Below are 15,220 nucleotides of genomic sequence, written 5' to 3'. Positions count from 1 at the left end.
CGTTAACGAACTCGCTTACTAATCGCGTTTGTCTTTTGCAACAAAGCTACGCTCAGCATCACCAGTGTATAGCTGGCGAGGACGACTGATCTTGTGACCAGGCTGATCTAGCATCTCTTTCCAATGTGCAATCCAACCGACTGTGCGCGCTAATGCGAATAGTACGGTGAACATGCTTGTTGGAATACCAATAGCCTTCATGATGATCCCTGAGTAGAAATCAACGTTCGGGTACAGCTTCTTAGACACGAAATACTCGTCTTCTAAAGCAATACGTTCAAGTTCCATTGCAACATCTAACAATGGATCATTGACGTTGAGTTCGGCAAGCACTTCATGACATGTTTCGCGCATAACTTTTGCACGAGGGTCGAAGTTCTTGTAAACACGGTGACCAAAGCCCATTAGACGGAAAGGATCTTCTTTGTCCTTAGCACGTGCAATAAACTCTGGGATACGGTCAACACTACCGATCTCTTCAAGCATGTTTAAGCAAGCTTCGTTTGCACCACCGTGAGCAGGTCCCCAAAGAGACGCAATACCCGCAGCAATACACGCAAATGGGTTAGCCCCAGATGAACCGGCTAAACGAACGGTTGAAGTCGATGCATTTTGCTCATGATCCGCATGTAGTATGAAGATACGATCCATAGCACGTTCAACGATTGGATTAACCTTGTACTCTTCACATGGCACTGCAAACATCATGCTTAGGAAGTTACCAGCGTAGCTTAAATCGTTACGTGGATAGACAAAAGGCTGACCAATAGAGTACTTGTAGCACATCGCTGCGATTGTTGGCATTTTTGACACCAAGCGGTAAGCAGCAATTTCGCGATGGCGCTCGTCATTCACATCCAAAGAATCTTGGTAGAATGCAGAAAGGGCGCCAGTAACGCCACACAACATTGCCATTGGGTGAGCATCACGTCTGAAACCTCTAAAGAAGCTCGCAAGTTGCTCGTTAACCATGGTGTGGTTTTTAACCGTGTGTACGAATGTATCGTACTGTGCTTTATTCGGAAGCTCTCCGTAAAGCAGCAAATAGCATAAATCTAGATAATCAGAATCTATTGCCAACTCGCCAATTGGGTATCCGCGATGAAGCAGGATCCCTTGGTCGCCGTCGATGTAAGTAATAGCTGATTCGCAGGAAGCTGTAGCGAGAAATCCTGGATCGAAGGTAAAGTGACCTGTGCTACCTAGCTTACTGATGTCTATTACATCAAATCCTGCCGTTCCTTTCTTGATCGGCAAATCGATTGATTCGTTCCCTGGTAGTTCCAACTTGGCTATATTATCAGCCATACCCCATTCTCCTTACTTCATTCTTATTGAGTGCGGCTTATCAAACCCCAATACTTTACAGTGAATCTAGATCACATTTCAATTTAAATAAGCGTTTAAATTTGTTAGACCATGGTCTTAATTAGCAATAACCACCTGTTGCAACAGGGGCTTGGCAGATTTTTTTACCAAAAAAACAAAATTTGCATAATGTGATGTTTGTATTTGACATTTCACCCACGTATACTTGCTGCGGCTCAGATGAGCTGCATACATTGACGAATAGTTACCACATTTATACAACCTTAATTAGTGGTCGCTAAACTGTTAAATGTTTGTTTCAAGTTTTCTTTTGCAAAGGGCTTAAACTGTGACCTAGTTCACGGATGGGGATCTGAGTAAAAGCGGTTCGTATAACAAAAATTAGCTCAATTGAGCAGAGTGAGCAGAACGTGAAAAAGCAAAGACCTGTCCATTTAGATCTGCAGACTATACAGTTCCCAGCAACGGCGATCGCGTCCATCCTACACCGTGTATCGGGCGTTATTATGTTGTTTGCTGTCGGTATTCTTATTTGGTTGCTTAATGAATCATTAGCATCCGCTGAAAGTTTTGCTGGCGTCCAATCTCTTTTTGATAACTTTATCGTCAAGTTTATCGTTTGGGGAATTCTTACCGCGTTGGGTTATCACTTGATAGTGGGTTTACGCCACTTAGTGATGGATGCCGGCTACTGGGAAGAACTTTCTTCAGGATTAACTTCAGCTAAAGTCGCTATGGCGTTATCAGTAGTGTTTTCTATCATCGCGGGGATTTGGGTATGGTAACTAATGCAGCAAGTCTTGGTCGCAGTGGTGTCCATGACTTTATTCTTATACGTGCAAGTGCAGTAATTCTAGCCTGTTACACCATCTTTATGGTTGGTTTTATCGCATGTAGCTCTCCATTGACTTACGATGCATGGCACGGTTTATTCAGTGCTCTGCCGATGAAAGTCTTCACACTTCTCGCACTGGTTGCGATTCTAGTCCATGCATGGATTGGTGTTTGGCAGGTACTTACCGATTACGTTAAGTGTGTGTCATTACGTGGTGTGCTTCAGTTTGTTTTTGTCGTAGCAGCCTTTTCTTATATGGCCGCAGGCATTTTGATTGTGTGGGGTGTTTAATTGAGTATTCCAGTTCGCGAATTTGACGTGGTTGTTATCGGCGCTGGTGGCGCGGGTATGCGCGCGGCATTGCAGATTTCAAAAGAAGGTAAGAGCTGCGCGCTGTTATCTAAAGTTTTTCCTACTCGTTCTCACACCGTATCTGCACAGGGTGGCATTACTGTCGCACTGGGTAATGCGCACGAAGATCACTGGGAACAGCACATGTACGATACCGTGAAAGGTTCCGATTTTATCGGTGACCAAGAAGCGATTGAATTTATGTGTAAAACCGGTCCTGAAGCCGTTATCGAATTAGAGCAGATGGGTCTACCATTCTCTCGTTTTGAAGACGGTACTATTTACCAACGTCCGTTCGGTGGCCAATCAAAGAACTTTGGTGGCGAACAGGCAGCGCGTACTGCTGCAGCAGCTGACCGAACAGGTCACGCTCTACTTCATTGTTTATACCAGCAAAACGTTAAGCATAAGACTCAAGTATTCTCAGAGTGGTACGCGCTAGATTTAGTTAAAAACGACGACGGTGTCATTGTCGGTTGTACAGCAATCGAAATTGAAACTGGCGAAATCGTTTATTTCAAAGCTAAGGCAACAATTTTAGCGACAGGTGGCGCAGGGCGTATTTACGCATCGACTACTAATGCACACATCAACACCGGTGACGGCGTTGGTATGGCGATCCGTGCCGGCGTTCAAATGCAAGACATGGAAATGTGGCAGTTCCACCCAACGGGTATCGCTGGCGCAGGTGTTCTTGTAACAGAGGGTTGTCGTGGTGAAGGTGGATACCTGCTAAACAAAGACGGCGAACGTTTCATGGAACGTTATGCCCCTAACGCGAAAGATTTGGCTTCTCGTGACGTGGTAGCACGTTCGATGATGACTGAAATTCGTGAAGGTCGTGGTCTTGACGGTCCATTAGGACCGCACTGTTTACTTAAGCTTGATCATTTGGGTAAAGAAACGCTTGAAGCGCGTCTTCCTGGTGTATGTGAATTGTCTCGCACATTCGCGCACATCGATCCAGCTGATGGTCCAATTCCAGTATTACCGACTTGTCACTATATGATGGGTGGATTACCTGCCAAAGTGAGCGGTCAAGTGTTACGCCAAAATGCTGATGGCAGCGAAGAAGATATAGTGGGTCTATTTGCCGTTGGTGAGATTGCGTGTGTATCAGTACACGGCGCTAACCGTTTAGGCGGTAACTCGCTGCTTGATTTGGTGGTCTTTGGCCGTGCAGCAGGTCAGCACTTAGGTAAAGCGCTTGATGCTACACCTAACCCTAAAGATGCCACTGAAGCCGATATTGACGCTTCTCTAGCACGCTTAAATCGTTGGGAAAGTAACAAAGATGGTGAAGAGCCTGAGGCTATCCGTAAAGATCTTCAACTTTGTATGCAGCTTAACTTCTCAGTATTCAGAAGTGGTGACGCAATGGCTGAAGGCCTTGAAGAACTGAAGACTATTCGAACACGTCTAGCAAACGCTAAGCTCTCTGATAATTCATCTGAGTTTAATACTCAGCGAATCGAGTGCTTAGAGCTTGATAACTTGATGGCGACAGCGATTGCGACAGCTACGGCAGCTAACTTCCGTACTGAAAGTCGCGGCGCACATTCTCGTGAAGATTATCTAGAACGTGATGATGAAAACTGGTTATGCCACAGTGTTTATGACCCGATTACCGAGCTTATGACTAAGCGTGATGTGAACATGGAGCCTAAGCTTCGTGATGCGTTCCCGCCTGTTAAGCGCACCTACTAGGAGAAGCCCCGATGAAATTGGAATTTGCAGTTTATCGCTACAATCCTGATGTAGACACTAAGCCTTACATGAAGGATTACAGCTTAGAAGTGGACGAAGGTACTGATATGATGGTACTGGATGCACTGATAAAGCTAAAAGAGTTAGATTCAACATTGTCATTTAGACGCTCATGCCGTGAAGGTGTGTGTGGTAGTGATGGTGTTAACATGAACGGTAAAAACGGTCTAGCGTGTATCACGCCTGTTTCTACCTTCAAAAATAAGAAGATTGAGATCCGCCCACTACCTGGTATGCCTGTAGTGCGTGACTTAATTGTAGACTTAACACAGTTCTACACCCAGTACGAAAAGATAAAGCCTTACTTGATTAACGATGAGAAAACGCCTGCGCGTGAACATCTGCAATCACCAGAAGAGCGTGCACATTTAGATGGGCTCTATGAGTGCATCATGTGTGCATGTTGTTCTACAGCTTGTCCTTCGTTCTGGTGGAACCCTGATAAGTTCATCGGTCCGAGTGGTTTGCTTCATGCCTATCGCTTCTTGATCGACAGCCGCGATACTGCGACTGAAGAGCGTTTATCAGAGCTTGATGATGCGTACAGTGTATTCCGCTGTCACGGTATTATGAACTGTGTTGATGTTTGTCCTAAAGGGCTTAACCCGACAAAAGCAATTGGACACATTAAGTCTATGCTTCTGAAGAGAGCTGTTTAGATGCAAATTAAAGAGCCGATATTGATATAGCTCTATGAGAGTCACTTTCATTTAGGAGAGTGACTCTTTTTGTCATGGAAGACAAAAATAGTAAATCTGGAACTCTAGGGGCTACAGAGATTGCAGAATCCTTGCTTAGAACAAGATTCTGTATTTATGACTTTGGCTAAGCACGTGTATACAGTTTGAAAGGAATAGAAATGCACCAAGGCATCATGAAAGCCTGGCTTGAATCGTCTCATCTTAATGGCGCGAATTTGACCTATGTAGAAGAGATGTATGAAGCCTATCAAGAAGATCCGCAGTCAGTAATTGAAGACTGGCGTGTCGTGTTTGATAACCTCCCTCTAGTGAATGGTACATCTAGTGACGTGCCTGAAGCTGCCCACTCTAAAGTACGCGACTATTTTCGTAGTCTTGCATTAGATGGACGTCAGAAAGGTTCACCTAAGGTGACCGATCACGAAGTCGATGCAAAACAAGTTAAAGTCCTACAGATGATTAACGCGCACCGTTTTCGTGGTCATCAGAACGCGAATTTGGACCCGTTAGACATTTGGAAACGCGATAAAGTTTCTGAATTAGACCCGGTTTTCCACGGTCTAGACAGCGATGATATGCAGCGTGAATTCAATACCGGTTCGTTTGCTCATGGTGGTGATACCATGAAGCTAGTCGATCTTGTTAAAGCGTTAAAAGCCACTTATTGTGGTTCGATTGGCGCAGAATACATGCATATCACTGATACGGACGAGAAACGCTGGATCCAGCAACGTCTCGAACCGTCTCTCGGTGCCGCAAAATATTCTAAAGCCGATAAAACTCGCATTCTTGAAGGACTTAACGCAGCCGAAGGTATCGAAAAATACCTTGGAGCTAAGTTCCCAGGTGCAAAACGTTTCTCACTCGAAGGTGGTGATGCGCTTGTTCCTATGATGCGCGAAATACTTTATCGTGCGGGTGATGCAGGTACCAAAGAAGTGGTCATCGGCATGGCTCACCGTGGTCGTTTAAATCTACTCGTCAATGTGCTTGGTAAAAAACCATCAGAGTTGTTTGATGAATTTGCCGGTAAGCATAGCGATGAACTTAACGGCTCGGGTGATGTTAAGTATCACCAAGGTTTTTCCTCAGATTTTGAAACACCCGGTGGCAATGTCCATCTTGCACTCGCCTTTAACCCATCTCACTTAGAGATCGTAAATCCAGTGGTTATTGGTTCAGTACGTGCTCGTTTAGACCGACGTGAATGTGACAGCGGCCTGCAAGTGATGCCAATCACCATCCATGGTGATTCTGCTATTACGGGTCAGGGCATTGTTCAAGAAACCTTTAATATGTCGCAAACTCGCGGCTTTAAAGTAGGCGGTTCAATCCGTATCGTTGTCAACAACCAAGTCGGTTTTACCACAAACTTGATGGAAGATGTTCGTTCAACAGAATACTGTACTGATATTGCCAAGATGGTACAGGCGCCTATTTTTCACGTTAATGCTGATGACCCTGAAGCGGTCGCTTTTGTTTCTCAACTTGCTGTTGATTACCGAAATGAATTTAAGCGTGATGTGGTGATTGATTTGGTTTGTTATCGTCGTCATGGCCATAACGAAGCGGATGAGCCGAGTGCGACTCAGCCATTGATGTACGCCAAAATCAAAAAACATCCTACACCAAGAAAAATCTACGCCGACAAGCTCATTGCTGAAAATGCAATCGGCAGCGACGAAGTGACCTCGATGGTGAACGCTTATCGTGATGCATTAGATGAAGGCGATTGTGTGGTTAAAGAGTGGCGTCCTATGACGTTACATTCTGTCGACTGGACACCCTATATCGGCGCTGAGTGGAATGATGATTATCCTGCGCAAATGTCAATGGATCGCATTAAGAACCTCGCCGATAAAATCAGTTATGTGCCAGAAAGCCACAAGTTGCAATCTCGAGTAGCAAAAATCTACAAAGACCGTCTATCGATGGCTGCTGGCGAAAAGCTTCTCGATTGGGGTTTTGCCGAGACGTTGGCATACGCATCCATTCTTGAAGATAAGAAGCGTATCCGCATTACAGGTCAAGATTCAGGCCGTGGAACATTCTTCCATCGTCATGCTGTATTGCATAATCAAAATGACGCAACGGCGTATATGCCATTGCGTAATATCGCTGACGATCAAGGCCCAATTGACCTTATTGATTCTGTCTTGTCTGAGGCATCAGTGCTTGCATTTGAGTATGGCTATGCAACGGCGGAACCTGGTGGACTGACACTGTGGGAAGCTCAGTTTGGTGATTTCGCTAACTGTGCACAGGTGGTGATTGACCAATTCTTGTCATCTGGTGAGCAAAAGTGGGGCCGTCTATGTGGCCTAACGATGTTGCTGCCACATGGTTATGAAGGTCAAGGCCCTGAGCATTCAAGTGCGCGTCTAGAACGCTTCTTACAGCTTTGTGCTAACCACAATATGCAAGTTTGTGTGCCATCAACGCCAGCGCAGGTTTATCACATGTTGCGCCGTCAAGTTGTACGTCCTATGCGTCGTCCACTTGTGGTTATGTCACCTAAATCACTGCTACGTCATCCATTAGCGGTTTCAAGCTTGGAAGAGTTAGCCGAAGGTACATTCCAAAATGTTATCGGTGAAATTGATGACTTAGAGCCGAGTAAAGTTGATCGCGTTGTGTTCTGTAGCGGTAAAGTTTACTTCGAACTGCTAGAACGTCGTCGTAAAGAAGGCAAAGATAACGTCGCACTTATTCGCGTGGAACAATTATATCCGTTCCCACATGAAGAAGCGGCAGCGATGATCGCTGATTATGCACACGTCAAAGATTTTGTTTGGTGCCAAGAAGAGCCGCAAAACCAAGGGGCTTGGTATTGCAGCCAACATCATTTCTGGAGCGTTGTACCTGCAGGAGCTCAGTTGAGCTACGCCGGTCGTGAAGCTTCAGCTGCGCCAGCATGTGGTTACCCTACGCTGCACGCTCAGCAACAAGAATCGTTAATTAGCAGTGCATTAAAACTGTAGTTATAGACATTATATAAAAAGGATCGTTATCCATGAGTATCGAAATTAAGGTACCCGTACTGCCAGAATCTGTTGCTGATGCAACTATTGCTACTTGGCATGTTCAAGCTGGTGAGCAAGTTTCTCGTGATCAAATCCTTGTTGATATTGAAACCGACAAAGTCGTACTTGAAGTTGTTGCACCTGAAGATGGTCAAATTGCTGAATTCCTTGCGGAAGAAGGCGAGACTGTTTTAGGCGAAGCTGTGATTGCTAAGTTCGTTGCTGGCGCAGTAGCGGGTCAAGAAGTGACTAAAGCTGAAGCTGAAGCGGCAACGCCTGCAGCTGAAGCTGAAGAGACAAGTGATGCTTTAAGCCCATCAGTTCGACGTTTAATTGCTGAGCATAATCTTAATGCAAGCGCAGTTAAAGGCACTGGCGTTGGTGGCCGTATTACTAAGGAAGATGTTGAAGCATTTGTTAAAAATGCTAAAGCAGCTCCTGCCCCTAGCGCACCAGCCGTTGTTGCAGCGCCGCTTGCTGAACGTAGTGAAAAGCGTGTACCGATGAGCCGTCTGCGTAAGACGATTGCTAATCGTCTACTTGAAGCTAAAAATTCTACTGCCATGCTAACGACGTTTAACGAAGTTAACATGAAGCCAATCATGAATATCCGTAAGCAATATCAAGAAGTTTTTGAGAAGCGCCACGGTATCCGTTTAGGTTTTATGTCTTTCTACGTGAAAGCCGTGACTGAAGCATTGAAGCGATTCCCAGAAGTTAACGCTTCTATTGATGGTGACGAAATTGTTTATCATAACTATTTCGACATCAGCATCGCCGTTTCGACCCCTCGTGGTCTAGTGACTCCAGTGCTGCGTGACACCGATAAGATGAGCCTTGCAGACATCGAGCGTAATGTTCGTGAACTTGCGCTTAAAGGCCGTGACGGTAAGTTAACTGTTGCTGACATGACCGGCGGTAACTTCACCATCACTAACGGTGGTGTATTTGGCTCGCTAATGTCGACTCCAATTTTGAACCTGCCACAAAGCGCGATTTTAGGCATGCATGCCATCAAAGATCGCCCTATGGCAGTTAATGGTCAGGTTGAAATCCTGCCTATGATGTACCTCGCACTTTCTTACGATCATCGTATCGTAGATGGTCGTGAGTCGGTTGGTTATTTGGTTGCTATTAAAGACTTCCTAGAAGACCCAACTCGTCTGCTACTTGACCTATAAATCAAGACAGACAATACCCTCGCTGCAGGTCCATTTGGGCCTGTTGAAAAATTGATTAGTAGTATAATGGATAGATCATCATGAATTTGCATGAGTATCAGGCAAAATCTTTATTTGCCGAATATGGTTTACCAGTGTCAGAAGGTTTTGCATGTGATACAGCTCAAGAAGCTGTAGAAGCTGCAGGACATATTGGCGGTGATATGTGGGTTGTTAAGTGTCAAGTACACGCAGGCGGCCGTGGTAAAGCAGGTGGCGTTAAAGTTACTGGCGATAAAGAAGAGATCAGAGCATTTGCTGAAAAGTGGTTAGGTAAGAACCTAGTAACTTATCAAACTGACGAGAAAGGCCAGCCGGTTGCTAAAATCTTAGTAGAAACCTGTACCGATATCGCAGAAGAATTATACCTAGGTGCTGTTGTAGACCGTGCAACACGACGCGTTGTGTTCATGGCTTCAACTGAAGGTGGTGTTGAAATTGAAACTGTGGCAGAAGAAACGCCAGAGTTGATCCATAAAGCTATCATCGACCCGATTACAGGTCCTCAACCATACCAAGCACGTGATCTTGGCTTCAAATTGGGTCTAAACCCAACACAAATGAAGCAGTTCACTAAAGTCTTTATGGGCTTGGCGAAAATGTTTGAAGATCATGATTTCGCATTACTCGAAATCAACCCACTTGTTATCACAAACGAAGGCAACATTCATTGTCTTGATGGCAAGATTGGTATCGACGGTAACGCTTTATTCCGTCAGCCTAAAATCCGTGATATGCACGATCCATCACAAGATGATGCTCGTGAAGCTCACGCTGCTAAGTTTGAACTTAACTATGTAGCACTTGACGGAAACGTGGGTTGTATGGTTAACGGTGCTGGCCTAGCAATGGGTACGATGGATATCGTAAACCTTCATGGCGGCAAGCCGGCTAACTTCCTCGATGTAGGAGGCGGAGCAACTAAAGAACGTGTTGCTGAAGCATTCAAGATCATCTTGTCAGATTCAAATGTTAAGGCTGTTCTTGTGAACATCTTTGGCGGTATCGTTCGTTGTGACATGATTGCTGAAGGCATCATTGGCGCAGTGAAAGAAGTTGGCGTTGAAGTGCCTGTTATTGTACGTCTAGAAGGGACTAACGCTGAACTGGGTCGTGAAGTGCTTGCGAACTCAGATCTAGATATCATTGCTGCTACAAGTCTAACTGACGCGGCTGAGCAAGTTGTTAAAGCTGCGGAGGGCAAATAATGTCTGTCTTAATTAATAAAGATACCAAAGTTATCTGTCAAGGTTTCACTGGCGGTCAAGGTACATTCCACTCTGAGCAAGCCATCGATTACGGTACTCAGATGGTCGGTGGTGTATCACCAGGGAAAGGCGGTAAAATTCACCTAGGTCTTCCAGTATTTAATACTGTTAAAGACGCAGTTGAAGTGACAGGCGCTACAGCGTCAGTTATCTACGTACCAGCACCTTTTTGTAAAGATGCAATCCTTGAAGCAATCGACGGTGGCATTGAGCTAATCGTATGTATTACTGAAGGTATTCCTACGTTAGATATGCTTCAAGTTAAAGTTAAACTTGAAGAGACTGGCGTACGTATGATCGGTCCTAACTGCCCAGGTGTTATCACTCCGGGTGAATGTAAGATTGGTATCATGCCTGGTCATATTCACAAGCCGGGTAAAGTCGGTATTGTTTCTCGCTCTGGTACGTTGACGTACGAAGCGGTTAAGCAAACAACTGACGAAGGTTTCGGCCAATCAACATGTGTTGGTATTGGTGGCGACCCTATTCCTGGTACTAACTTCATCGACGTATTGGAAATGTTCCAAAACGATCCACAAACTGAAGCAATCGTAATGATTGGTGAAATTGGTGGTACTGCTGAAGAAGAAGCAGCTGAATACATTAAAGCGAATGTGACTAAGCCTGTTGTTTCATACATTGCTGGTGTTACTGCACCTGAAGGCAAGCGTATGGGCCATGCTGGCGCGATTATCGCTGGCGGTAAAGGTACTGCAGAAGATAAGTTTGCTGCGCTAGAAGCAGCAGGCGTAACAACTGTACGTTCTCTTGCTGATATTGGTAAAGCACTTCGTACTAGAACGGGTTGGTAAGAACCACGTTTTATTGAAAAGCCGCTCTCTTGTAGAGCGGCTTTTTTATTGGCTCATTTAAAGGGCTCATAGATGATTTCTATTTTAGTTAGCGATATTTATTAGGGCATTAAGTCATTTCTAATTATTATTTTTGTCGCAAGCATAAGACAGCACTATTACTGCTCATTATAAATCACTCACTCTTCCATAATACCTAGCGTACCATCTGCAACGTTTTCAATTTGCAGCATTAGCTATCATAAAATATTTCTACCAGCACTTCTTAAATTAAAGTCGGTGGGGTTAACGGTATTTAAACGATTAAAAATATTAATCAGCGAATAATATAGAAGTCCTATTGATCAAACGAAAAGCTAATCGAGTTGCAGTTTTAAACAAGCTATTGGTATGCCGTTAACGTGATGGGTTAAACACTGGAGAAGACTCATTTAAAGAAGCACTGTTAGCGTATCTACATTAATCTGCCTTATTGTTTTTAGAGCTTAATAGTGCATTTATCAGTGTGGCTAGAACTTATGGTGCAAAAATCGCTATATTTAGTCAAAAATATGGCGGTATAGCCACCATCTGTTATACCTAATTTATCTATAGAGGAACTTGTAGGTACATTATATGTCTATGGTCAGTGCAAAAGAGTTTTCGGATTGGTTAAGGTTAAGGTTTGAAGGGCTTAGTGAAGGAGTATCTTTAAGCCGAAAAGATATCAATCAGCTTACGGGTCGGCAAAATTTTTCATCAGATTTTGTTAATGATATTCATTTTGAATTAATGCGTCATGATTTAGCTTTTGTGACGGACACGTCTCGTGAAAATTTTTATCTAGTTCCAATTAATAAACAATCGTGGCGTGTAAAGCTCGAAGAGCAGTTTGAGAAAGAGATTTTTTGTAATGTCATACCGCTAAATATCTCTAATAATTAAGCGAGGTCAACGAGTCTGTGGGATCTTCTTTGGGATTTAGTCTCTTTGTAAAAAATTTAATATTGTTAGCAGCGGATGCTTATAGCCCCTCAATAATTTAATTCCTATCTCCAAACACTATTTTTCATATAAGTCAGTGTTTACCTTGGTTCACTTCGTTAAATGACTTTAATATCCCTTTAATCTGTTACCATTACGGCTAATTTTTCTCGGTCGATAGACTTGGGTTGCTACAATTTTATAGGATGTTGTAAACAAAAAATGGTTATTATTTCAATCGTTTTCCCGCTCATTTTTATGGCTGTTTTAGGTTATGTATTAACCACTAAATCCGTTTTTTCTAAAGAACAAATTAGCGGTATTAGTTTGTTTACCTTCTATCTCAGCATACCTGCGTTTTTGTTTATTAATATGGTTCAAGCAGACCTTAGTAAGAGTTTTGATGTTAAAGCTTTAGCCTGTTTTTACTTGCCTGTACTTACAGTATATGGCGTCGGCGTCGCGTTATATTGTTTCCTACGTAAAGGTCAGGCTAAACTTATCGCTAATGCGTCTGCTTACGGCCTCGGATGCAGTTATTCAAATACAATCTTGGTCGGCCTACCTATTATTATCGGGGCGCTTGGACAAGAGATGATGGGAAATGTATTTGTAATTATTACATTTCATAGTGCATTACTGTTCTCTTTAACCTTCATGCTAGCGTTGAGAGAAGAGGGCGCTGGTGTTAAGTGTTGGCCTTTTATAAAAGGGATAGTGCTTAACCCGATAGTGATGAGTATTTCTTTAGGTTTACTGCTGAATTTACTGCACATTCCGCTATATGAAAATGTGGTTAATGGGATTAATTTACTTAGTCAGCCAGCGTTAGCCTGTGCACTTTTTGTATTGGGTGCCAACCTGAGTTTTTATAAAATAGCTAAGGACTGGAAATTGGCATTGCTTGCTTCGTTGGTTAAGTTGTTACTGCTTCCTTCGCTCGTTTATGCTTTGGGGTTATCATTGAAGTTGGAGGAGCAACTGTTAGCGGTACTTGTACTCTTAAGTGCTTCACCTCTCGGTATCAATGCATATCTGGTGGCAATGCAAGTAAAGGCTCAACAAACAGTGATAGCCAGTACTGTGGTGCTTTCCACAGTACTGTGTGTATTTTCAATGAGCTTTTGGTTAGCGATTTTATTATGAGTGATTTACATTATTGCTCGCATGTCTAGCGCGAGAAAACTCCGCTGGCGATAGGATATAGGTATCTTCGCTGTAAAAATCTTCGCTGTTTGCCATCCTCCACCATTCTCTCCAAGGTCCCTCTATTGGTTTTTCATCGACCAAGTCATTTTCCTTTAAAGGTTTAATGAGACTGCCTACAGACATTAGTAGGCCATATGGGGTGCGTCTTTTTAGCATATGCGGCATGAGTTTGGCAGGATTATCTAACCCCATCGTACCGACCAGTTCGAAGAAGCTTTCAATGGTGTTGTTGTGGTAGTTTTTAACCCGTTCACTTTTTTCAACCACATTAACCGCCTTGCTTCTGGCGGGATCTTGTGTGGCAATGCCCGTAGGACACATGTTGTTATTACAATGACGAGATTGAATACAGCCAAGCGACATCATCATGGTGCGGGCTGCATTAACGGTATCCGCACCCATGGCAATTTTGGCTAACAAGTCGAAACTGGATGCTGTTTTACCCGAAGCGATAATATTAATTTTGTCTCTGAGTCCAGTGCCTATAAGCGCATTGTGAACAAAATATACGCCTTCAAGACATACCATGCCTAAACGATTAGAAAACTCGACGGGTGCGGCACCCGTGCCGCCCTCTGCACCATCTACAGTGATGAAGTCGGGTGTTATCCCTGTTTCAAGCATCGCTTTGCATAGACCCAGAAATTCAACTGGATTACCCATGCATAGTTTGAAGCCAACCGGTTTTCCTTCGCTTAATGTTCTCAGTTTAACAACAAAATTGAGCAGATCTTTGGGAGTTGTACATTCAGGGTTAACCGCGGGAGACACACAATCTCTGTCTTTGGGAATATGGCGTATAGCGGCAATTTCATCAGTGATTTTTGCTGCGGGTAAAACGCCGCCATGTCCGGGTTTTGCGCCTTGTGAGAGCTTTATCTCAATCATCTTTATCTGTGGTCGAGTTGCCATGGCACTGAAAGTGTCTGGGTTAAAGTTACCTTCATCATCACGGCATCCAAATAATCCTGAGCCAATCTGCCAAACGATATCACCATGATGTTTCAAGTGGTAAGGGCTAACACTACCTTCTCCTGTATTGTGGTAACAGCCGGCTTTCAGGGCGCCTAGGTTTAGCGCTTCAATAGCATTAGCACTAAGAGAGCCAAAGCTCATTGCTGATATGTTTAAGTAGGAAGCATCGTAGGGTTTTAAGCAGTCAGGCCCACCAAAGCGAACACGTTTAGCCTCTGCCAACACATGCAGAGGGTGTAATGATTGCCAGAGACTTAAATAATTATCTTCTAAAAGATCGCGCTGAGTACCAAAAGCAATGGTGTCACGTACATTTTTAGCTCTTTGATACACTAGTGAGCGCTGCTCGCGGTTAAAAGGCTTCTCTTCAGTGTCATTGGCAATAAAATATTGTTGAATTTCGACACGATAGGATTCAAGGAAGTATCGAATATGCGCCACAACAGGGTATAAACGATTTAAAGTATGTTTGCTGTGGTACATATCAAAATAACCAACAGCGGTATAGCTGAGCGTAAACAGCAGCAATAATATCGTCCCTACACCTACCTGGCTGAGGGCAAAGTTAATGGCGAACAAATTTCCAAAGGAAGCGATAATCCAAAAGAATTTTTGCATGATGGTCATAATTGTTCCTTACTATTATACAGCAGATAAGTCTCAGTGATATTGAAAGCCATTATTGCAATTTAGGCAAACTTGTTTTAATACTTTCTAATTTAAACAGAAACTGGGTATATTAATAGCAATAATCGTCAATGAGTCGC

At 43.7% G+C, this 15,220-nt stretch carries 12 protein-coding genes; 10 read left to right on the top strand and 2 right to left on the bottom strand.

The window, feature by feature from the left end; all coding sequences use genetic code 11:
* Positions 1–18: 18 nt before the first annotated feature.
* Complete coding sequence (locus CXF83_RS14540; protein ID WP_101091145.1) at positions 19–1,308, bottom strand: citrate synthase; 1,290 nt, start codon at positions 1,306–1,308, stop codon at positions 19–21.
* A gap of 410 nt (positions 1,309–1,718) precedes the next feature.
* Between CXF83_RS14540 and sdhC the strand changes: the two genes are divergently transcribed.
* The 10 genes from sdhC to CXF83_RS14490 all read left to right on the top strand — a co-directional run bounded on the left by sdhC (position 1,719) and on the right by CXF83_RS14490 (position 13,415).
* On the top strand, positions 1,719–2,114 hold the full coding sequence (sdhC, locus tag CXF83_RS14535; RefSeq protein WP_101091144.1) for a succinate dehydrogenase cytochrome b556 subunit: 396 nt from the start codon (positions 1,719–1,721) through the stop codon (positions 2,112–2,114).
* A complete protein-coding gene (gene sdhD / locus CXF83_RS14530; RefSeq protein ID WP_101091143.1) occupies positions 2,108–2,455 on the top strand; it encodes a succinate dehydrogenase, hydrophobic membrane anchor protein in 348 nt (115 codons plus the stop codon). Before sdhC ends, sdhD begins: the two co-directional genes overlap by 7 nt.
* The gene (gene sdhA, locus CXF83_RS14525; protein ID WP_101091142.1) at positions 2,456–4,222 is read left to right on the top strand and encodes a succinate dehydrogenase flavoprotein subunit; all 1,767 of its coding nucleotides are present in this window, start codon (positions 2,456–2,458) and stop codon (positions 4,220–4,222) included.
* An 11-nt stretch (positions 4,223–4,233) separates the two neighbouring features.
* Positions 4,234–4,941 carry a succinate dehydrogenase iron-sulfur subunit gene (locus CXF83_RS14520; protein WP_101091141.1) on the top strand — a complete coding sequence of 236 codons (708 nt, stop codon included), beginning with the start codon at positions 4,234–4,236 and terminating at the stop codon, positions 4,939–4,941.
* 200 nt (positions 4,942–5,141) lie between these two features.
* The gene (gene sucA, locus CXF83_RS14515) at positions 5,142–7,964 is read left to right on the top strand and encodes a 2-oxoglutarate dehydrogenase E1 component (RefSeq protein ID WP_101091140.1); all 2,823 of its coding nucleotides are present in this window, start codon (positions 5,142–5,144) and stop codon (positions 7,962–7,964) included.
* 32 nt (positions 7,965–7,996) lie between these two features.
* Complete coding sequence (gene odhB, locus CXF83_RS14510) at positions 7,997–9,187, top strand: 2-oxoglutarate dehydrogenase complex dihydrolipoyllysine-residue succinyltransferase (RefSeq protein ID WP_101091139.1); 1,191 nt, start codon at positions 7,997–7,999, stop codon at positions 9,185–9,187.
* Between the two features lie 80 nt (positions 9,188–9,267).
* Entirely contained in the window at positions 9,268–10,434 is a 1,167-nt protein-coding gene (sucC, locus tag CXF83_RS14505) for an ADP-forming succinate--CoA ligase subunit beta (RefSeq protein ID WP_101091138.1), read from the top strand.
* Positions 10,434–11,306: a succinate--CoA ligase subunit alpha gene (gene sucD, locus CXF83_RS14500; protein WP_101091137.1), complete on the top strand. Its 873-nt coding sequence runs from the start codon at positions 10,434–10,436 to the stop codon at positions 11,304–11,306. The genes sucC and sucD overlap by 1 nt, the downstream gene beginning before the upstream one ends.
* A 615-nt stretch (positions 11,307–11,921) precedes the next feature.
* Positions 11,922–12,230 carry a hypothetical protein gene (locus CXF83_RS14495; RefSeq protein WP_101091136.1) on the top strand — a complete coding sequence of 103 codons (309 nt, stop codon included), beginning with the start codon at positions 11,922–11,924 and terminating at the stop codon, positions 12,228–12,230.
* Between the two features lie 261 nt (positions 12,231–12,491).
* Complete coding sequence (locus tag CXF83_RS14490; RefSeq protein ID WP_101091135.1) at positions 12,492–13,415, top strand: AEC family transporter; 924 nt, start codon at positions 12,492–12,494, stop codon at positions 13,413–13,415.
* On the opposite strand, the gene CXF83_RS14485 is transcribed toward CXF83_RS14490, so the two are convergent.
* The gene (locus tag CXF83_RS14485) at positions 13,410–15,080 is read right to left on the bottom strand and encodes an FMN-binding glutamate synthase family protein (protein ID WP_101091134.1); all 1,671 of its coding nucleotides are present in this window, start codon (positions 15,078–15,080) and stop codon (positions 13,410–13,412) included. The two genes, CXF83_RS14490 and CXF83_RS14485, sit on opposite strands and share 6 nt — an antisense overlap.
* Positions 15,081–15,220 lie beyond the last annotated feature (140 nt).

It is taken from the genome of Shewanella sp. Choline-02u-19, from assembly GCF_002836205.1.
In the GTDB taxonomy this organism is placed as follows: domain Bacteria; phylum Pseudomonadota; class Gammaproteobacteria; order Enterobacterales; family Shewanellaceae; genus Shewanella.
The sequence above is the reverse complement of the archived record's forward strand: the minus strand, read 5'-3'. Positions and strand labels throughout refer to the sequence as shown.